Source organism: Acinetobacter sp. SA01, assembly GCF_011319235.1.
Taxonomy (GTDB): Bacteria; Pseudomonadota; Gammaproteobacteria; order Pseudomonadales; family Moraxellaceae; genus Acinetobacter.
Genome location: NZ_WXXM01000001.1, coordinates 44,983 through 66,222, shown reverse-complemented (window position 1 = coordinate 66,222; position 21,240 = coordinate 44,983). Strand labels below are relative to the sequence as shown.

Sequence of the window (21,240 nt, the reverse complement as noted above, 5' to 3'; positions counted from 1 at the left end):
TATAAGTCTTTTTAATTTAATCACCTCGATTCATGATAATAATAAGTCAGGAATCAATAACATGAGCAGTGCATCTATGTTGATATTTATATGGGGATTTATTTTCCTTTTGGCCATAGCAGTGATCTTTTTGATTTGGGCACAATTTACCAACCAAGGCGCTGCACTCAGTGAAATTCAGTTGAATCAACAATTGGAAAAAAAAGTGGTTCATCTGGAAGAAAACCTTAAAAAAACGCTGGAAATTATGCAGGACCTGGCGAAGAAAATGCATATTCAGCAAGAAGTGATTGATAAAACCACGACTAAACTGAACCAGGTGGAATCGCAAAATGCCGAATTGGTTGGACTGCTGGCAAAAACGGTTCACTCAACAGACAAGCCTTCAGTCTAATTTTAAGGTGAGCTTATAGTATTCTTAAAACAGCTGTAGAGCAGCGATCTTTCAGAATATGCGACTAAACCAGCTTTGGAAACGTTGTTATAAAAAGGGCCTGACTCGTCACTGGTTTTTTGGAAGAATGGCTTTGTACAAATAGCCTAGATTGGCGTTTGCTGTTTTAGCGGATTCCAGTATTTTTTATTTTACAATGGTTGAATTTGTGAGAGTGCTGATCAATCGTGAATGATTCAGCTGATTCAGTTTTTTAAACGGCATAAATTAGTTGGTAAAAAACGAACAAATCTGCAAAAAGTCATGTGCACAGCTAAAGTGATCGTGCTAGACTAGGAGAAATCGGGTGTGCTCCCGATTTTTTTATGCGGATTACTTCCGCGCTGACAAGTATTTAGGTTTACAACATGCCCATTTCAGAGACATGGTTATTACCTGATGGTGTAGCTGATGTATTACCAGAACAAGCGCAAGTAATTGAAGCTTTGCGCCGTGAAGCATTGGATTTCCTCGCATCTCGAGGTTATCAGCTGGTGTACACGCCATTTATCGAATACATCGAATCTCTTTCTTCTCTCTCAGAATCGAATCAAGATTTAGACTTGGCCACTTTTAAAGTCATCGACCAGCTCTCTGGTCGTTTGCTTGGTGTGCGTGCCGATATGACACCGCAAGTGGCCCGTATCGATGCGCATGTACATCCGGTCGAAGGCGTAGCGCGCTATTGCTACGCTGGCACGGTTTTACACACCAAACCTCAAGGTTTTAATACCACGCGTGCACCGCTGCAACTGGGTGCGGAACTTTTTGGTTCAGACAGTATTGATGCTGACGTCGAAATGATTGACGTGATGCTCAACTTATTAAAAACAGCAAGTTTTGTAGATGGCATCCATCTTGATTTAGGTCATGTCGGCTTATTCCGTAGTCTGGTTAAACACGCCGGTTTAAGCAAGGCGGAAGAAAGTCAGCTTTCGGATCTTTATCAACGTAAAGCATTGCCTGAACTTGCTGAATTTACACAAGAATTGAAATTTGGTGCAGATTTTTATGCACTGGGTCGTTATTCCAGTGATTTAGATGCTTTAGAAGCCAACCTGAGTACTGAAATTATTGCAGACCCGGCATTCAAAGAGGCATTTGACGCAGTAAAAACCACACGGTCTGAAATTCAGGCGCGTTGGCCAGGCTTGCATATTGGTATTGATGTTGTAGAGCTTCGTTCATATCACTACCACACCGGTTTAATGTATGCCGTCTATGCACCAAACCGTGCAGCACCTCTGGCTCAAGGCGGTCGTTATGACGGTATTGGTGAACACTTCGGGCGTGCGCGTCCTGCAACAGGCTTCTCTTGTGACTTATATGCACTCAGTGCAGGTCAGTTCAAGCAAGTTCAAAAAGTGGTTGCACCGAAAGGGACAGACAAAGCATTACTTGATGCAATTGCTGCTCTGCGTGCACAAGGCTTAAGTGTTATTCAGTTATTAGGCAATGACGATTTAAACTCAATTCCGTTTGCGACTCACCAATTGGTGAATGTAGCAGGGGAATGGAAAGTCGAACAGATTTAATGACCTGAATCAGTATTGAGTCACTGATTCAAGTTTTCAATTTTAACAGCATGATGCAATGAGGCTATTATGGGCAAGAATGTTGTGGTACTTGGTACCCAATGGGGCGACGAAGGTAAAGGTAAAATCGTTGACCTGCTCACAGATCAAGCGGCAGCGGTCGTTCGTTATCAAGGCGGACACAACGCAGGCCATACTCTTGTGGTTGGTGGTAAGAAAACTGTATTACACCTCATTCCATCTGGTATTTTACGTGAAAATGTACTGTGCTTAATTGGTAACGGCGTGGTTCTTTCACCTGAAGCGCTTATTAAAGAGATGGATATTCTTGAAAAAGAAGGCGTGCCAGTACGTGAGCGTTTACGTATTTCTCCAAACTGTCCGTTAATCCTTCCAAACCACATTGCACTTGACCAAGCACGTGAGAAAAAACGTGGCAATGCAAAAATTGGTACAACTGGCCGTGGTATTGGTCCCGCTTACGAAGATAAAGTTGCACGTCGTGCAATTCGTGTTGCTGACCTGGTACGTGGTGGTGAACATCTTAAAGCTCAACTTACCGAGCTTCTTGAATACCATAACTTCCAATTAACTCAATTCTACGGTGTAGAAGCAGTTAATCTTGAAGATGTACTTGCTCTTTGCGACCAATGGCGTGAAGTTGTTGCTCCATTAGTTGTGGACGTAACAGGTGAACTTCATAAATACCGTAAAAACGGTGATAACATCATGTTTGAAGGCGCGCAAGGTTCACTTCTTGACGTTGACCATGGTACATACCCGTATGTAACTTCTTCAAACACGACTGCTGGTGGCGTAAGTTCTGGTTCTGGTCTTGGTCCATTACACCTTGACTATGTATTGGGTATCACTAAAGCGTACACAACACGTGTAGGTGCTGGTCCATTCCCAACTGAGCTTGTTTACGATGCTGCGAACGATGTTGGTGATGCAATTGGCAAACACTTGGGTACTGTAGGTTCAGAATTTGGTGCGTCTACTGGCCGTCAACGTCGTTGTGGTTGGTTCGATGCTGAAATTCTTCGCCGTTCAGTAGAAGTAAACTCACTTTCTGGTATCTGCTTGACTAAACTTGACGTTCTTGATGGTTTAGAAGAAGTGAAAATCTGTGTCGGTTACGAAGCTGCTGATTCTGGTTGCGTAGGTTCTTCTGATGCGCTTGCATTCGAAACTTTAAAGCCAATTTATGAAACTATGCCAGGCTGGTCTGAGTCTACTTTTGGTGCTAAATCAATTGATCAGTTACCAGAAGCTGCACTTAACTACGTAAAACGTCTTGAGCAATTGATTGAATGTCCAATCGACATCATTTCAACTGGTCCAGACCGTGAAGAAACAATTATTCTTCGCCATCCATTCGAAGCTTAATCTGCCAAGAATTAAGATGTACAAAAAGCCTCGCACTTGCGAGGCTTTTTTTGTCCATTTCATTTGGAAAATATATCTACGACCAGTATGCAGACTGTTTTGCCCGACTAAAGTTGCATCAGAGAATACTGTTTAATTTATTTGCGCTTGCTAGAATGTTAAATATAAAAGAAATACAAGGTTGTGCATAATGCATAAAAATATATCAGCGACGATGTTTTATTCATTACTCTTCGCAATGGGTGGGGCACCGACCATTGCCATGCTGGTTATTCAGGCACAAACACAAGATCCCGCAATTATTAATGCAGCACTTATTGGATTAAGCGTTATCATTGCCTGTATTCTGGTCCCCATTGTTCTGATTCAAAATGCATTTTTATTTTTTAAGCGCAAAAATGAACAACTGGAACAGAAAATTAAACCCCTTTCCCAGATATACTTGGGGCTAAATGTTTTATGTTTGCTTTATTGGCTTAGTTTTCAATTTCTTAAATGACCTTGTTTACATAAATGATATGATTGTGAAGAGAATATCAATTTAAAGATTATTCACTATTTCATATAATCTCCTGAAAAGAGATATCTAGTTTTAAGGCGGAGATTATTATAATGAACAGCAAGCTGATTTTAAGTTTGTGTGCAGCGAGTGTAATTACTATTTCAGGTTGTACCACTGTAGCGGATATGGCTGGGGCAGATTCATCCACATTAAATGTTACTGCTGCGCAGGGCTTTAATAAAACTGTTCAGGAAGCAAGTGCCAATAAAACCTTAGATACTTCATCTACCACTTATAAGCGAATTAATTCGGTATTTTTACGTCTAAAACCTTATGGTGATCAAATCAACCAGACAGGCCAAAAGTTTGACTGGCAATTGGCTGTGCTGAAATCAGACCAGATTAATGCTTATGTGGCACCAGGGGGTAAAGTGGTGTTTTACACTGGTATTGTGAATAAACTTAATCTGACCGATGCTGAAATTGCAGCTGTGATGGGGCATGAAATGGTGCATGCCCTGGAAGAACATTCCAAACAAAAAATTGGTGCACAAGCTTTAACTGACCTGGCTTTAAACATTGGTTTAGGCTATGCAGGCAATAATGTCGGTCAATTGGGTGCAGCAGCAGCTCAGTTAGGCACACAAGTGGGTGTGGGCTTGCCATATTCACGTAGTCTTGAAAGCCGTGCAGACCAAGGTGGTTTAATGCTAATGGCACGTGCCGGTTATAACCCGCAAGCCGCGATTACCCTTTGGGAAAAAATGAACAAGTTAGAAGGTGCAGGTGGTACATCATTCCTGTCGACTCACCCTTCAAATGGTCAGCGTATCGAAGCAATGCGTAAAAACTTGCCTGCAGCTCAAGCTATTTATAACAGACGCTAATTGTTGTTTTATTCATAAAAAAGGATGCCTATAGCATCCTTTTTTGCTTTTACTCCCTCTTCCTATGGGGGATGAGCATCCTCAGAATATATTCTGAGTGCGCAAGGGAAGATGGTGTCAATAATTTCGAAGTGATCGAATAAAAGCACTAACGTTTCTCATTTTATTTTAAGCACTGCTTTAAAATAAAATTAGGGCGCTGGATTCGGCTGCTTGCGGTGAATATCTTCAATGCCCTGTAAAACTTCTGCTGATAAATCGATGTCAAAAGCCTGAATATTTTCTTTCAGTTGATCTAGGTTGGTTGCGCCAATAATGGTACTGGTGACAAAGAACTGCTGCTTGATAAATGCCAATGCCAGTTGGGTTAGGGTTAAGCCATGTCGCTCTGCAAGCTGAGCATACTGTTCGGTTGCCCATTCACTTTCAGGATTGCTATAGCGGCTAAAACGGGAAAATAGGCTGACCCGTGCATTGGCTGGGCGAGCACCATGGCGGAATTTACCGGTCAAGTAACCAAAAGCTAAAGGGGAATAGGCAAGTAAGCCGACATTTTCATAATGGGCAATTTCAGACATGCCAATTTCATAAGTCCGGTTCAACAGGCTATACGGATTTTGCACGCTGACAAATTTTTCCAGGCCTAACTTTTCAGCCAGATGTAAAAATTTCAACGTTCCCCACGGAGTTTCATTGGACAGGCCAATATAGCGAATACGGCCTTTTTTTATTTCATCACTTAAGGCACTTAAAGTTTCTTCTAAGGCAGTGACTTGCTGTTGATTGTGCGCTTCTGTATTGCCATAACCCAATTTTCCGAAGAAATTGGTTGGGCGTTGTGGCCAATGCAATTGATACAGGTCAATATAATCGCTTTGCAGGCGTTTTAAGGAGCCATCGATTGCCGAGCTAATCTCAGCTGCAGTAAAGCGTGTTTTGCCGTCACGGATATGGCTACCGCCTTGTGAAGGGCCGGCAATTTTTGAAGCAATGAACAGCTGTTCACGCTGACCGCGCTGTGCAATCCAGTTACCCAGGATGGTTTCAGTTGCTCTTTGAGTTTCAGGCTTTGGCGGGACGGGATACATTTCTGCGGTATCCCAAAAAAATAACCCCTGATCCAATGCATATTCAAGCTGTTGAAAGGCCTCTGCCTGGGTATTTTGTTCACCAAAGGTCATGGTGCCTAAACAAATTTCAGGAACAAGAATCCCTGTATTGGCTAAAGGTTTGAGTTGCATAGAGGTTGATCCCTTAATTTTTATCAAGTTTAACATTGTGCATTAGGCTAACTGATTTTTGCATCAGGGTTAAATCATGAATTGTTTTAAAGTTGTCATAAAAATTTAAAAAGAACAGGTTGCAAATTACGGACATAAAAAAAGCAAATCTTAGGATTTGCTTTTATGGTGAATGGAAGAAAACTTATTCTTCATCATCCTCGTCTTCTAAAGCTGCATTGCTATCTTCAGCAGAAACATCATAAATCAGGATGGCTTTACCATCAGTCTGGATCATGCCTTGTTCTTCCAGTGTTTTGAGGACACGACCGACCATTTCACGGGAACAACCAACAATACGGCCAATTTCCTGACGGGTAATACGGATTTGACGTCCATTCGGTAAAATCATGGCTTCTGGTTGAGAAGACAGGTCAATCAGGCAGCGTGCAATACGGCCAGATACATCAATAAATGCCAGGTCAGTCACTTTACGAGTGGTATTTTTTAAGCGACGTACAAGCTGGGCAAATACGGCATAGCTCAGGTCTGGATACTGTTTGCTTAATTCGTGGAAGTTTTCATAGGTGATTTCGGCAATTTCACATACGTCGCGTGTACGAACTTCTGCAGTACGTTGTGGATTTGCTTCAAAAAGACCCATTTCCCCAAAAAAGTCTCCAGCATTCAAATAGGCAACCACAATTTCACGATCATCATCTTCACGTAAAATAATGGATACTGAACCTTTTAAAATCAAATAAAGCGATTTTGATTCTGAGCCTGCATCTACAATTGCAGTGCGTTTTGGATAACGATTTATATATGCACGTTTTAATAATGCTTTTACTGACTCAGGGAGTTGACCAGGAGACAGCGCATCAGTGCTAAGTTGTGAAAAGTTTGAAGTCATGCTAACGGTTCCGAATATGGATAATTAATAGATCGCACAAGACCTAAAGTGAACTTGTCACACAGAAGAGCTGAAATTCCTTATCAACTCAATTTATGTTAGTGTACAGGTACGTCGTAAATTTATAGTTTTTTTCAGGTAGTTGCAATGCAAACAAGCGTTCATTGGCTAGAGAATGTTGCTTTTGAAGCAAAATCGGAAAGTGGTCACCAAATTGTAATGGATGGGGCCGAGGCATATGGTGGTCAAAACCGTGGACCACGTCCTATGGAGTTGATATTAATGGGACTTGGTGGCTGTGCTTCCTTTGATATTGTGACTATTTTAAAGAAATCTCGCCAAGATGTGACGGATGTTGTATGTCAGCTCAAAGCTGAACGTGCGGATAGCATCCCAGCAGTGTTTACCAAAATCCATTTACATTTTGTGGTAACGGGTAAAGCAGTCAAAGAAAAACAGGTCGCTAAAGCAGTTGAACTTTCAGCTGAAAAATACTGTTCTGCAAGCAAAATGTTATCGGATGGTGGGGTGGAAATTAGCCACGATTTTGAAATTATTGAAGTTGAATAATGAAATCCAGATGGCAATCCATTTTTGGATTGCCATTTTTATTCTGCATCACAATTAAAAACGTATAAAGTAAAAACGAATTTCACTCTAAGAGGGATTCAACAGTAACCCATTATACTTTTGATGAATCCTGTCTTCTAAACATGCATTTCTAGAATATTCATCAAGCTGATTGATGTATTCATAATCACAATAGTTTTTTAAAAGCTTTGATGATTCCTTATTAAAAGATACAAAAATGCATAGGGAAGAGAATTTCATACATAAATGATCACAATACGCTTGAAAAAATTAGCTTAAACACCCATATTATAACTAACATCCAAGCTTTATATTAATTTGGTTTAGTTGTTGAAAATTAAAAATATTTTTTAAAAAAGTTATTGAAAAATATCAAGCCATTCCCATCTATTATCCAAGTACAAAATTTGTTGTGAGGAAAAATAAGAATGCGTTTTGAAAAATTTACAAATCGCTTGCAGCAAGCCTTATCAGATGCTCAGTCTCTGGCCATGGGTAAAGACCATACTGCCATCTCAGGTATTCACATTTTATCGGTGTTACTGGAAGAGCCTGCCAATATCAGCCTGTTTCAGCAAGCTGGGGCAAATCTGCGTGATCTGCAAACCAAAGTGCAGCAAGCGCTTCAAGATGCGCCGACCATTGCTAATCCAACTGGGGACATCAATTTAAATCCTGAAGCGGTACGGGCTTTAAATCTGGCAGACAGCTATGCCCAAAAAGCCGGGGATGAGTTTTTATCCACCGACTGGGTGCTACTCGCTTTAGCGGAAACCGGTGCAACCAAAACTTTATTAAATAATGTCGGCGTAACTACTGAAAGCTTACGCAAAGCGATTGAAAAAATTCGAGGTGACGAAAAAGTCATGAGTAATACCCATGAAGATCAACGTGATTCACTCAATAAATACACCATAGACTTAACTGAACGTGCCATGTCCGGCAAACTCGATCCGGTGATTGGCCGTGATGAAGAAATCCGACGTACCATTCAGGTCTTGTCACGCCGTACCAAAAATAATCCGGTATTGATTGGCGAGCCTGGAGTGGGTAAAACGGCAATTGTCGAAGGCTTGGCACAACGTATTGTTAATGGTGAGGTTCCGGAAGGTCTGAAAGGTAAACGCGTTTTATCTTTGGACTTGGGTTCATTGCTGGCTGGTGCAAAATATCGCGGTGAGTTTGAAGAGCGATTAAAAGCAGTTCTGAAAGACTTGGCCAAACATGAAGGCGAAATCATCCTCTTCATTGATGAATTACATACCCTGGTGGGTGCAGGTAAGGGCGAAGGTGCCATGGATGCAGGCAATATGCTTAAACCTGCATTGGCCCGTGGTGAACTGCGCTGTGTCGGTGCAACCACATTAGATGAATACCGCCAGTTCATCGAAAAAGATGCTGCACTGGAACGCCGTTTCCAGAAAGTATTGGTCGATGAACCAAGCGTTGAAGATACTATTGCAATTCTGCGTGGCTTAAAAGAGAAATATGCGACCCATCACGGGGTACAGATTCTTGATTCAGCGATTATTGCCGCAGCGAAAATGTCGCACCGCTATATCACTGACCGTCAATTGCCCGATAAAGCCATTGACCTGATTGATGAAGCAGCTTCGCGAATTAAAATGGAAATTGACTCCAAACCTGAGCCACTCGACCGTTTGGACCGTCGCCTAATTCAATTGAAAATGCAGCTGGAAGCGGTGAAACAGGATGCAGATTCGGTAAGCAAGGCAGAAGTCAGCCATCTGGAAAAACAGATCGAAGAAGTACAGAAAGAATACAGTGATCTGGAAGAACAGTGGATTGCTGAAAAACGACTGGTTGAAGGCACCAGCCAAGCGCAAGTTGAACTCGATAAAGCGCGTACTGCCTTTGAAAAAGCCCAGCGTGAAGGTGACTTGGCAGAAGCCAGCCGTTTGCAATACGGGGTTATTCCTGAATTACAAAAACGTCTTGCTGCTGAAGAAGTTGCTGAAGAAAACGGTGAGGAACCGAAACTGATCCGTACCAAAGTTACGGAAAATGAAATTGCCGAAGTGGTCAGTGCTGCAACCGGTATTCCTGTTGCGAAAATGCTGCAAGGTGAACGTGAAAAATTGCTGCATATGGAAGAATTCCTGCATAACCGTGTGGTAGGGCAGGATGAAGCCGTAGTAGCAGTCTCTAATGCAGTACGTCGCTCACGTGCAGGCTTGTCTGATCCAAACCGTCCAAGTGGTTCATTCCTGTTCCTTGGACCAACCGGGGTAGGTAAAACCGAATTGACCAAAGCCTTGGCCAACTTCCTGTTTGATAGTGATGATGCCATGGTGCGTATCGATATGAGTGAGTTCATGGAGAAACATTCGGTCAGCCGTTTGGTGGGTGCGCCTCCGGGATATGTCGGTTATGAAGAGGGCGGTATCTTGACTGAAGCGGTACGCCGTAAACCTTATAGCGTAGTGTTGTTTGATGAAGTGGAGAAAGCACATCCAGACGTATTTAATATCTTGCTGCAAGTACTGGATGATGGGCGCTTAACCGACTCGCAAGGTCGTGTGGTGGACTTTAAAAATACGGTAATTGTGTTGACTTCAAACCTGGGTTCACAAGATGTACGCGAACTTGGTGACAGTGCAACCGATGATGAAGTTCGTGCAGTGGTGATGGCGGCTGTATCTCAACACTTCCGTCCGGAATTTATTAACCGTATTGATGAGCTGGTGGTGTTCCATTCACTGAAAAAAGCGCAAATTCGTGGTATTGCTGATATTCAGCTAGACCGTTTGCGTGCACGTTTAAGCGAAAAAGACATGCGTCTTTCAGTGGATGATACTGCATTTGATCAGTTGATTGATGCCGGTTTTGACCCCGTGTATGGTGCTCGTCCATTGAAGCGTGCCATCCAGCAACAAGTAGAAAATACATTGGCGCAAAAAATCCTGAGTGGTGATTTTCTACCAGGAGATACCATTTTCGTGAAAGGGGAAAATGGTCATCTTGAATTTGAAAAAATGAAATTAAGTTAATTTGCTGTAAACAGAAAAAACCTGGCTTCGGCCGGGTTTTTTTATGCCTGACAATTTCAGTCGAAAAAGTGAAAGGTTGGGTAAAAAATTGACATAATTTTTAAGGTTTTTGTGGTTCTATGTGTATGCAAGTTATTAATTATTAAAAATAATTGTCTTTTATTAAAAAATTTACTTATACTTTTATTTAATAAAAACACATAAATCTAGAGCAGATACTATGTCCAAATCAACTTGGGGTGTGGGAAGCATTGCGGTATTGGCAACAGCGGTCATAGGAGGCAATTTATATGCAGACAAAAGTTTAACTTCCTATTATCAGCAGTCTCAAAAATCAAATTTCATGTCGATTCAGTATAAAAATTTTAATATGGGCGCGATGCAGGGTTCTGCCGACTGGACGGCGGAATTTACTCTTGACCCCTGTAAGCCTCAAGATATCCTGATGATCAGCGGGCAAGATGAAATCAAGCGCAGTTGGAATGGCTATCAGATTGAATCAAAAATCTCTCTAAAGCAAGGCGATGCAACCTTCCAACGTTTACTGAAGCAACCGTTAACGGTTCAAACAAAAATTGATTGGTTGGGAAGAATGCATACTTCACTCGTCACTCCGGTGTATGAGAAAAATGATGCAGATATACAAACCCGCATTGATCCCATGACTTTTACAATGCTTGCCAAAGCAAAAGATGATCAATTCGATGTGTTGAATGTAAAATTTCAAATTCCGAATATGACGGTGAATGATAAATTGGGCCAGATGCAGATGCGCGATTTAGAGTTTGAAAGCAATCATGGCTTAAACATGGTTCTGAAGGATGGGGAAGCTCGTTTAAATATTGCTTCAATTCAGCGTACGGATCGAAATGTACAGCAGTTTGGCAGTGGTGAATTAAAAGGCTTTGCTTTGCGGGCAAATACTCAGCTCGATAAAACCAAGGTTGCTTTTGATACTCAGGTCAAAATTGATGAAATGACCATGTATAAAACTCCTAGTTTTCATGATTTTGAAATGAATTTTAAGCTGACTGATCTTAATCGACAAAAAGTGCAGAATTTTTTTGATTTATTGGAAAAAAGTAGTGCAGCATGTATAGCAAAAGAAGAACTCAATCAGGATATGGTGAGCAGTTTCCTGGCCATTGTAAATGACGGTTTTGCTTTTGAATCGCAGAATAATCAAATTAAGGTGGGTGAGGGTTATGCCAAAGCCAGCCTGACAGGAAAGGTGATGCCGGGGCATCAATCCTCTTTTGAAAGTTTGGTTAAAATGGCACCGAATCTGGTCGAATATCAGGCCAATCTTGAATATGATAAACAGATCATGAAAACCATCATGAAAAACTATCTGCAACAGGGCGGTAAAACCTTATCTGACCAGGAACTTGAGCAAATGCTGGATGGTATGCAGCAGACCCTGCAAGCGAAACGGGAAGGCGATATCTTAAAAATCGGTATTGAATATAAATACGGTGAAAAGAAATTTTTAAATTAACATATGTAAAAACAAAGGCTGCCAGATAGGCAGCCTTTTTAGTTAGTGCAGTATCTAAAATATATTAGCCATTTTGTGGATGTTGAATTTTCCATGCACGGTGGATTTTGGTATTACGTTTAAAGTCTGGTCCAATGGTTTCATTGGTAATTTCCTGAACATCAAAGAATGCCAGAATTTCTTCATCCATCTCAAAACCACGATAGTTATTCGAAAAGTATAAAGTTCCTTCTGTAGTTAGGCGGTTCATGGCACGCTTGATGAGGGATAAATGGTCACGTTGTACATCGAAGGTGCCATGAAACTTTTTCGAATTCGAGAAGGTTGGCGGATCGATAAAAATCAGGTCATATTGTTCATGACCTTCTTTTAGCCATTCAAAACAGTCACTGGCAAAGAACTGGTGTTGTTCATCGGCATGATCTACGGTTAAACCGTTCAAGACAAAGTTTTCTTTCGACCAGTTCAGGTAAGTATTAGATAAATCCACACTGGTGGTACTGGCAGCGCCCCCTAAAGCAGCATGCAGGCTGGCAGTTGAGGTATAACTATACAGGTTGAGGAAATGCTTTCCTTTTGCTTCTGCTGCAATACGCAAGCGCATTTGACGATGATCCAGGAACAGGCCGGTATCCAGATAATCAGTCAGGTTGACTAAAATTTTGGCTTTGCCTTCCTGTACGATAAAACGTTTAGAAGCAGTACTCTGCTTGGTGTACTGGTTTTTACCTTCCTGACGGGCACGGGTTTTAATGAAAATGGCATCACGACCTAAACCGGTCACTGCACGAATGGCTTGTAAAGCGAGATTAAAACGCTTTTTAGCTTTTTCCGGATCGATGGTTTTTGGTGGTGCATATTCTTGCACATGTAAACGGTCACCATATAAATCTACTGCAACATTAAAGTCAGGCAAATCGGCATCATATAAACGCAAACAGAAGATATTTTCTTTGACCGCCCATTTTTTCAAGTTTTGCATGTTTTTTTGCAGACGGTTGGTAAAGTCCTGAGCACCTTCAATCGGCTCGAACTGCTGGGGTTGCCAGTGTGCCAAGAACGGTTCTGATACCGGTGCAGGTTTAATGATGCCGAAACGCACATAAATCGGAAGTTTACCATTCATCAAACGCAGAATTTGCGGTTCATTAAATGCTAGCACATCGGCTTGCTCAACCTGTGCAGCAATCACCGCAGCATACTGGTTCGGGAAATTTTTTTGTAGCAGCGCAGATAAACCTAAATATAACGCACGGTTAGAGGCTTTATCCCCTAAACGTTCACCATAAGGCGGGTTGGTGACAATAAATGAGGTTTTACCTTCGGCTTTAAAGTCTGGCCAATCTGCCAATGTGCGCTCTTCAATTTTGATATGGTCAAGCAGCTTTTCAAAACCGGCTGCAATGATGTTTTGCTTGGTGGCTTTCACTGCTTCCCAGTCGGCATCATAAGCGTAGAACTGCGGTAAAGGCTGTTCTAAAGCTGCTTTATAACGTTCTGCTGCTTCAGCTTTGATCGACATCCATAATTCATGGTCATGTCCATTCCAGCCATTAAAGCCAAAGCGACGTACCAAGCCCGGAGCACGGTCAGTCAGCATCATCAATGATTCAATGATAAAGGTCCCTGAACCACACATCGGATCCAGAATAATATCGGGATTACGTTTTTTTAATTGGGCCTTTTGCAGAATGGCTGCCGCGAGGTTTTCTTTAATCGGTGCATCGGTCATGTAATGACGATAGCCACGTTTATGTAAAGAATCGCCAGATAAATCTAGGCAATAGGTATGCGCAGTTTTGCCAGCAAGCACATAGAGTGTAATTTCTGGCTGTTTGATGTCGATACTTGGGCGTTTGCCCACAGCTTCCATAAAGGAATCCACCACACCATCTTTTACCCGTAAAGTTGCAAATTGTGTATTGACCTTGATTTCACGTTCTACATGTAAACGAATGGCAAATGTACTTTGTGGTGCAAAAATGAGTGACCAGTCAAAGTTGATTGCACCTTCATAGAGCTCTTCTGCAACATCACGTGCGTCATGGGTAAATTCAAGTTCATGAACATGAATAGGGGTTAACACACGTGAAGCCAAACGAGACCACATGCAAATACGGTATGCATCTGCCAGTGTGCCTTTGAAAATCAAACGACCCGGTAACTGTTCAATATTTTGAACACCTAAACCTTCAATTTCCTCGCGGAGTAAGGTTTCAAGACCATCTGCACAGGTGACCCAGTAATTGCTTAAACGTGAAGAGGTATTCATAAAATAGAGAGACCGAAAAAAATAAAATAAAAACTTGTATAAGTTTAACTTATTTTAGTGCTGAAAACTTTTTATATTTTGAAAACTTCAAGCGACTTAGGTCAGTGTATTAATTATAAAAAGCTCTAAATGTTGGAATAAAAAGCCAATTGAAAATTCAGACGATATGTAAAATTACATTGCGCTTAAAAGTAAGTTTTAAAGTTTAATGAATGGATTTTATTGAGGGTAAAGTGTGAATATTACAGCAAAAAAGGATGATATTTTTTCAGTCGCGACATTACTATATGCACGCTTAAGGAAAGTGAATAGCCGGGTTATTGATGTCATGTATTTAATGCAGGATCGTTCCTATGCACATCATGTGGTCACACTTGCACTTGAGACAAAGGATCCAGAGCTTGCAAGCTATGTGGAACGTTTGCGAGCGCTTTTAGACTTACAAGATGATCGTGAGCTTATAAATGGAGAAGATCAACAGATTCGTCTTTCGAAGGAAAATAATGCCAATAAAAAAGTTTTTGACGAAGGCCATGTAAGTTTTAGCCTATTCTAAAATATAATAAAAACATCATTTTAAGAGAGCTCATATGTTGAATCATGTGAGCTTTTTTTATATTGGTACAGATATTGCTGCATAGCCCAGTGAGGCTGCTTGATCAAGGAAAGCACTTGATGCCTCACTTTCTTTTTTTAGAGATGGGAATGACAAATGTCAGAAAGTGTAATCATTACAAATGAAGTTTTTTCAGTGGCAACACTTATTTATGCACGGTTAAGACGGGTATCAGGGCGTGTGATTGATGCAAGCTATCTTACAGAGAATGTCGAATATGCCGAACATGTGATGGTAATGGCGAAACAGACACAAGACCCTGAATTACTTCGCCTGGTTGAACGTTTGACTAAAGTGCTGGGACTAAAAACTGATGAAGAGCCTGAAAATGAAATTCAGTTCACGCAACATGAAGAATTAATTTCGGTTGAACCCACTCAAGAAGATATAGAGCGTGCACAAGGGGCAAACCGCTACATTGGGGCTCTACGTTAGTTGCCTGGGGTAACTCGGAATCAGGCTGAGTTACCTGTTTTTATTTTTAAAATCAGATGGCTAAATCGTTGAATGGTTAATTTATCTTATTGAAAAATTAAATGGGAATTATATTTTTTATTCCAAATACCGAGCTGCTTTTTAGACAAGTAAGATCAAGCTGAACTATTTAAATCGCTTAAACTCTGTATAATACGTTGACTTAACGTATAAGGAATCTCTCATGCACTTGGCGGCATTGCATACTCCGAGCCAGATTCAACTCAACCAAGATGGTAACTTAAAACACTTCCTCACCATCGAGGGTCTTTCTAAAGAAACACTCACAAAAATATTGGACACTGCGCAGTCCTTTTTTAATGACCAAAATCAGCTGATCACCAATAATCTTCTTGAAGGTCGTACGGTGATGAACCTGTTTTTCGAGAACTCTACCCGTACCCGTACCACTTTTGAAGCTGCAGCAAAACGTCTGTCTGCCAATGTACTCAACATTGATATTGCGCGTTCTAGTACCTCTAAAGGCGAAACCCTGCGTGATACGCTGTGGAATCTGGAAGCCATGGCAACCGACATTTTTGTGGTGCGTCATTCATCTTCAGGTGCGCCGCATTTTATTGCCAAAGATGTCTGCCCGAATGTTGCCATTATTAATGCCGGTGATGGCCGTCATGCACATCCGACACAAGCAATGCTGGACATGCTGACCATTCGTCGTGAAACCAAAAAGAATTTTGAAGATATCAGCATTGCCATTATTGGTGACATCAAGCATTCACGTGTAGCACGTTCAGATGTTGCGGCACTGCAAACTTTAGGCTGTAAAGATATCCGTGTGATTGCGCCAAATACCTTGCTGCCTTATGGTTTTGCTGAATATGGCGAAGGTGTCCGTTTATTCAATAACATGGAAGAGGGTATTAAAGATTGCGACGTGATCATTACCCTGCGTATTCAAAACGAACGTATTGATTCTCCAGCGCTATCTTCACAAGCTGAATTTTACAAAATGTACGGCTTGAACAAAGAACGTCTGGCTATGGCGAAACCGGATTGCATCGTGATGCACCCGGGTCCAATGAACCGTGGTGTAGAAATTGATTCCAGTATTGCCGATGGCACCCAGTCAGTGATTCTGCATCAGGTGACCAACGGTATTGCAGTACGTATGGCGGTATTGGCTCTGGCAATGCAAGGTCAGTTGCAAGAAAAAGGTTTGTTAGAAGCGGTTGCGGGATAAGGGAAAGTCATGAGTATTGTAAAAATTGAAAATGTACGTGTCTTGGACCCCATGAACAAAACCGACAGCGTACAAACGGTTTATCTTGAAAATGGCAAACGGGTTGCTGAAACTGCCAACGTGACTGAAACCATTGACGGGCAAGGCAAATGGCTGATGCCTACCATGGTAGATTTGTGTGCCCGTTTGCGTGAACCGGGTCAGCAGCAGCATGGGACCTTAAAATCTGAAGGTAAGGCAGCACGTGAAAATGGTATTCTGCATGTGTTTACCCCACCAGACTCAAAACCGATCGTGCAAGATAATGGTGCTTTAATTCATGGTCTGGTAGAAAAAGCCATGCTGGATGGCGGTATTTATTTGCAAGTGATTGGTGCACAAACTCAAGGTTTGAAAGGCAATCAACCTGCCAATATGGCTGGCCTGAAAAAAGGCGGCTGTACTGCGGTATCCAATGCCAATGCACCGTTTGCCGATGATGATGTGGTGATCCGTACCCTGGAGTATGCTGCGGGTCTAAATATGACTGTCGTGTTCTATGCAGAAGAACCACAAATTGCCAAAGACGGTTGTGTGCATGAAGGCTTTATTGCTTCACGTCAGGGCTTGCCGATGATTCCAGCCTTGGCAGAAACTGTTGCAATTGCCAAATATTTGTTGATGATTGAAGCGACTAAAGTCCGTGCTCACTTCGGCTTATTGTCTTGCGGTGCTTCAGTAGAACTGATTCGTATCGCCAAAGAAAAAGGTTTGCCGGTAACTTGTGATGTTGCGATGCACCAGTTACATCTGACCGATCAGCTGATTGATGGTTTCAATTCACTTGCACATGTACGTCCGCCTTTACGTTCCGAGCAAGACAAGAACTTGCTGCGTCAAGGTGTGAAAGATGGCATCATTGATGCGATTACGACTCACCATGAACCGCTGAGCAGTTCTGCAAAAATGGCGCCATTTGCTGAAACCCAACCAGGTTTTACTGCATTTGATACATTTGTACCTTTTGGCATTCAACTGATTAATGAAGGTTTGTTTGAGCCTTTAGAGTGGGTAGAAAAAGTCACGCTTGCACCGGCAAAAGTAGCAAACATGCTAGAACGCTGGACTGAAGAAGCGGGCTGGGCTTTGCTAGATCCTAAACTTGAGTGGACAGTCAGTAAAGAGAGCATCGTGTCTCAAGGCAAAAATACCCCGCTGATTAACCAAAAAGTGGTGGGTAAAGTGATTAAAACTTTCGCAGCTTAAGCGATTAGATTGAATGTAAAATTTAAGAAAGTCAGCTTCGGCTGGCTTTTTTTGTGACTAAATTGTTATTTTTTAATGATTTTGTTTATAATTATGTAAATAAAAGAGGGTATTTTAATGAAACTTAACAATAAAACATTTTTCGTACTTATTTCCACATTAGCTTTAGCTGGATGCAATAATCTTTTCTCTAAACATGTGAAATGTGATGATGAATCTGCAACATCTTTAGTCATACAAGTATTACAAGATGATTTGGCCCAATCTTTAGAGCAGGAATTAAAAGCTTTAATTAAAAATGGTGCAATTAAAGATTTAGATCCAACAAAGCTGAAACTATCAGCAAAAAATATCCAATTTGCTTTGGCGGATAGCAGAACAGATTTTATTGACCCAAATAGTCCAAAGACATCTTGTTCAGTAGATTTAACTGCGACTATTCCTTCTGATCTGGTTAAAAAATCTGATGAAGCAAGAACTAAAGTAGATGCTGTAAGTGTAGAGCAACATGCAAATAATTTAGGTGTAAATTATGAAAACAATAAGGTGCATTTAACACTCGAGTATGTACTGCAACCTACCGATAAAGGCGATAAAGTTTTAGCACTACTTAAAAATACGACTAATATGCAAACATTACTTTCAGAAACATTAACTTACGCATTTTTAAAACCACAGATTGAAAAAAATCAAATTAGAAGTTTGGAAGCCAATAAAGCAGCTGTACAAAGAAATAATGCCGAAAATATTGCCTATTCCGCAAGTAATGAAGCTATAGAAGCAGCTGATGCAGCAACTACTGCAGCCTCAGAAGCATATTATGAAGATTATTAATAATTTATTGTTTTGAAAAACAAAGACGAATTGAAAAATAGGGTACTTATGAAACTTAAATTATTAGGATTAATCAGCTGTATGTTGCTTGTGTCTGGTTGTGACAAGATGCAATCTATCACTGGTAGTGCAGTAAAATGTGATAATGAAACTACAAAACAGTTAGTTGTTGAAAGTTTTAGTAAGACGGTCAGTGATATTTCCGCAGAGCGTGTGAAAGAGTTAATTGATACTGAAAACGTGACCATTGATATGGGGAAATTACGCAGTACTCTTCAGCAAATCACATTTAATGTGAATGATGTGCGTACCAATAATTCAGATCCAAATAGCAAAAAGCAGTATTGTGCAACGGAGTTTGTGGTTAAAATTCCAGCGCAAATGATCAAAGATGCCGATGCTGCCCGTGCTGTTTATGATGAAAATAATATTGCTCAAGCAGCTGTATTATCAGACTTATCATTTGAGGTGAATCAGTTAAAAAAAGAAATTGAATATTTGGTTCAACCTACAGATGATGGCAAGAAAGTTTATGTAACTTTAGAAAATCCAGATGCTTTAGCATATTTTGTGCGGGATATCGCAGTCGACTCTTTGGTCAAAACAGCACGACAAAATGCAGCTGAAGTTGCAAAACAGGAAGAGATGAAACGTGTAGCTGAAGAAGATGCAGCTGCAAAAGAGTATCAAGCAGTTTTAGTTGCAGAAGCGCAAACGAATTTCGATAAAGCCAATGAAAACTTAAATCTGGTTTGGAATGCAACCACGAAAGAAGTGCGTAGTCAACTTTTGGATGAGCAAAGGATTTGGCTGAAAAAACGCACGCTGGAATGTAAATTAGAAAGTTCGAATGCAGAGAATCCGGAAATTTTTCGTCTAAACTGTGAAACAAACATGACCAATGAGCGTACCAATGAATTACGTCAAAAAATTTACTATTTAGAACCTTAATTCATTTACTTCTAAACTTTATCAGAGTCAGCTTCGGCTGGCTTTTTTATTATTGAAAAATAATAGTATTCAAATAATACAATTCATTACACTGCCTAAAAAACGAACGAATAGACTGAAAAAGGACATGATAAAAAGACAATAAGAGGAATAAGCAATGAATCTTGATTTGATTGATTTATTAAAGCAGAAAGTATCTGCAACGGTTCTTGAGGGAGACACAGCATATCTGAGTGAAAAGAGTCAGGCCTTAAGTAGTTTTATCCCCATTTTGTTATCTATCTTCAAATCTAAACCCGAGTTTATTATAAATTTACAGCAACAATTAAATCCAAGACTGGGCGATATCTTTATCATCAACCCCTCTTTAAAGCAGGAATTTTTACAACAGATTTCCGGCACGGTGCCGACTGAAACAATCGAATCAACGCTCAATCGTTCTATAGCATCAACTTTGAGAGTACTGGAAGATGAGGCTGGATCTTCCGAACCTAGTGCCATTATCCATTTGATTGAAAACCACTGGCCAGCAGTATCCAGTGCTTTGCCACATTGGGCTCCCGCACTCCTCAGCGCTTTAGGGGTGAGTACAGCATCAGGGCAAACTTTACATCAAGTACCCCCCGTTGCCCTTTATAGGGTCATTGAGGAAAAAAAGAAATCAGGTTTTTTAATTCCCTTGATTGTTTTCCTTATTTTAGCTGCACTATTGGCATTTATTTTTAAGTCGTGTTCAGATAAAAAAGAAAGTACTCCAGCCAGTGGTATACCTGCTGAAACAGCGAGTAGTGAACCAGCAAAATTGCAACTCAGTACCGGTTCGACAGGAGATTTAATCACATGTCAGCTCTATTCCGGTAATGCAAATTATATTGATATTTTACAGCAAGAAATTAAACAGATTTTTAATCACAACACCGGTTGTGGTGTAGAAAACAATAGCCGTTATCATTCAGAATTTATCGATCAGGATGTCATTCCAAGCGTATTGAAACTGGTCAAAGGTGTACCTAATGTCTCATTAACCTGGATGGGAGATCAGCTTTCCATTCAGACTGCTCATCCGGCGGATGCTGAACAGCTTGTAGCTCAAATTCGTCCCCTGGCGAAAAACATGACTGTGCTGACTCCGGCTGGAATGCAGAGTGCATCAGCAGTCGTAGATCCCAATACTGCCATTGCTACCGGCAATAGCAATGCAGAACAAGCATTGGCGGAAATTAATCCAGAGCAGATTCGTGCACTGGATATTGCAACCGCACTGAATATGCAGATTATAAATTTTGCTACCGCAAGTGCCGAGATTCCAGATGCTAATAAATCGATTCTGGATCAGGCTGCTGCCTTGATTAAACGCGCGCCACAGGTCCATTTAACTGTTAAAGGGCATACAGATGCCGTAGGGAGTGCTGAAAAAAATAAGGCATTGTCGCAAAAACGTGCTCAAGCCATTGTGGATTATCTGGTCAAACAAGGCGTAGATCCTGCACAGTTGCAGGCGATGGGTTATGGTTCGCAGCAACCTGTAGCGGATAATGCAACGCCTGAAGGACAGTTCAAAAATCGCCGTATTGAGTTTGAAGTATTAAATACCGAAACAGGTGTGGTACGTGAAGTGGATGAGCAGGGTGTAAATAAGCAGTAATAAGTGAAAGGTGAACTTTATCT

General features: G+C 41.0%; 18 protein-coding genes. 15 read left to right on the top strand and 3 right to left on the bottom strand.

Annotated elements, in window-relative coordinates; genetic code table 11:
* Positions 1–76 precede the first annotated feature (76 nt).
* The 5 genes from GTU69_RS00355 (at position 77) to GTU69_RS00335 (ending at position 4,746) form a co-directional block, all read left to right on the top strand.
* Positions 77–394 carry a hypothetical protein gene (locus GTU69_RS00355; protein ID WP_086195599.1) on the top strand — a complete coding sequence of 106 codons (318 nt, stop codon included), beginning with the start codon at positions 77–79 and terminating at the stop codon, positions 392–394.
* A 407-nt stretch (positions 395–801) separates the two neighbouring features.
* Positions 802–1,968 carry an ATP phosphoribosyltransferase regulatory subunit gene (locus GTU69_RS00350; RefSeq protein ID WP_166166691.1) on the top strand — a complete coding sequence of 389 codons (1,167 nt, stop codon included), beginning with the start codon at positions 802–804 and terminating at the stop codon, positions 1,966–1,968.
* 69 nt (positions 1,969–2,037) lie between these two features.
* Positions 2,038–3,357 (top strand): adenylosuccinate synthase, encoded by a 1,320-nt coding sequence (locus tag GTU69_RS00345; protein WP_086195597.1) that lies wholly within the window; start codon positions 2,038–2,040, stop codon positions 3,355–3,357.
* A 190-nt stretch (positions 3,358–3,547) separates the two neighbouring features.
* Positions 3,548–3,856, top strand: a complete 309-nt coding sequence (locus GTU69_RS00340; RefSeq protein ID WP_166166688.1) for a hypothetical protein — start codon at positions 3,548–3,550, stop codon at positions 3,854–3,856.
* Positions 3,857–3,969: 113 nt separating this feature from the next.
* Positions 3,970–4,746 (top strand): M48 family metallopeptidase, encoded by a 777-nt coding sequence (locus GTU69_RS00335; RefSeq protein WP_166166685.1) that lies wholly within the window; start codon positions 3,970–3,972, stop codon positions 4,744–4,746.
* 191 nt (positions 4,747–4,937) lie between these two features.
* On the opposite strand, the gene GTU69_RS00330 is transcribed toward GTU69_RS00335, so the two are convergent.
* Positions 4,938–5,987: an NADP(H)-dependent aldo-keto reductase gene (locus GTU69_RS00330; RefSeq protein WP_166166682.1), complete on the bottom strand. Its 1,050-nt coding sequence runs from the start codon at positions 5,985–5,987 to the stop codon at positions 4,938–4,940.
* Positions 5,988–6,171: 184 nt separating this feature from the next.
* The gene (gene crp / locus GTU69_RS00325) at positions 6,172–6,879 is read right to left on the bottom strand and encodes a cAMP-activated global transcriptional regulator CRP (RefSeq protein ID WP_166166679.1); all 708 of its coding nucleotides are present in this window, start codon (positions 6,877–6,879) and stop codon (positions 6,172–6,174) included.
* A gap of 147 nt (positions 6,880–7,026) precedes the next feature.
* Here crp and GTU69_RS00320 point away from each other — a divergent pair, with 147 nt between their 5' ends.
* The 3 genes from GTU69_RS00320 (at position 7,027) to GTU69_RS00310 (ending at position 11,979) form a co-directional block, all read left to right on the top strand.
* Complete coding sequence (locus GTU69_RS00320) at positions 7,027–7,449, top strand: OsmC family protein (protein WP_166166676.1); 423 nt, start codon at positions 7,027–7,029, stop codon at positions 7,447–7,449.
* A 449-nt stretch (positions 7,450–7,898) separates the two neighbouring features.
* Positions 7,899–10,481, top strand: coding sequence for an ATP-dependent chaperone ClpB (clpB, locus tag GTU69_RS00315; RefSeq protein WP_166166673.1), 2,583 nt, complete (start codon positions 7,899–7,901; stop codon positions 10,479–10,481).
* Between the two features lie 220 nt (positions 10,482–10,701).
* Positions 10,702–11,979 (top strand): DUF945 family protein, encoded by a 1,278-nt coding sequence (locus tag GTU69_RS00310; RefSeq protein WP_166166670.1) that lies wholly within the window; start codon positions 10,702–10,704, stop codon positions 11,977–11,979.
* 64 nt (positions 11,980–12,043) lie between these two features.
* On the opposite strand, the gene rlmKL is transcribed toward GTU69_RS00310, so the two are convergent.
* The gene (rlmKL, locus tag GTU69_RS00305; RefSeq protein ID WP_166166667.1) at positions 12,044–14,251 is read right to left on the bottom strand and encodes a bifunctional 23S rRNA (guanine(2069)-N(7))-methyltransferase RlmK/23S rRNA (guanine(2445)-N(2))-methyltransferase RlmL; all 2,208 of its coding nucleotides are present in this window, start codon (positions 14,249–14,251) and stop codon (positions 12,044–12,046) included.
* A 235-nt stretch (positions 14,252–14,486) separates the two neighbouring features.
* On the opposite strand from rlmKL, the gene GTU69_RS00300 reads away from it, so the two are divergent.
* The 7 genes from GTU69_RS00300 to GTU69_RS00270 all read left to right on the top strand — a co-directional run bounded on the left by GTU69_RS00300 (position 14,487) and on the right by GTU69_RS00270 (position 21,217).
* Positions 14,487–14,807: a hypothetical protein gene (locus GTU69_RS00300; RefSeq protein ID WP_166166664.1), complete on the top strand. Its 321-nt coding sequence runs from the start codon at positions 14,487–14,489 to the stop codon at positions 14,805–14,807.
* Between the two features lie 156 nt (positions 14,808–14,963).
* Entirely contained in the window at positions 14,964–15,302 is a 339-nt protein-coding gene (locus GTU69_RS00295) for a hypothetical protein (protein ID WP_166166661.1), read from the top strand.
* A 223-nt stretch (positions 15,303–15,525) separates the two neighbouring features.
* Positions 15,526–16,542 carry an aspartate carbamoyltransferase catalytic subunit gene (locus GTU69_RS00290; RefSeq protein WP_086195586.1) on the top strand — a complete coding sequence of 339 codons (1,017 nt, stop codon included), beginning with the start codon at positions 15,526–15,528 and terminating at the stop codon, positions 16,540–16,542.
* 9 nt (positions 16,543–16,551) lie between these two features.
* Positions 16,552–17,787, top strand: coding sequence for a dihydroorotase (locus GTU69_RS00285; RefSeq protein WP_166166658.1), 1,236 nt, complete (start codon positions 16,552–16,554; stop codon positions 17,785–17,787).
* Positions 17,788–17,904: 117 nt separating this feature from the next.
* Entirely contained in the window at positions 17,905–18,621 is a 717-nt protein-coding gene (locus GTU69_RS00280) for a hypothetical protein (RefSeq protein WP_166166655.1), read from the top strand.
* A gap of 12 nt (positions 18,622–18,633) precedes the next feature.
* Positions 18,634–19,572 (top strand): lysozyme inhibitor LprI family protein, encoded by a 939-nt coding sequence (locus tag GTU69_RS00275; RefSeq protein WP_240921562.1) that lies wholly within the window; start codon positions 18,634–18,636, stop codon positions 19,570–19,572.
* Between the two features lie 157 nt (positions 19,573–19,729).
* Positions 19,730–21,217, top strand: coding sequence for an OmpA family protein (locus GTU69_RS00270; RefSeq protein ID WP_166166652.1), 1,488 nt, complete (start codon positions 19,730–19,732; stop codon positions 21,215–21,217).
* Positions 21,218–21,240: the final 23 nt, after the last annotated feature.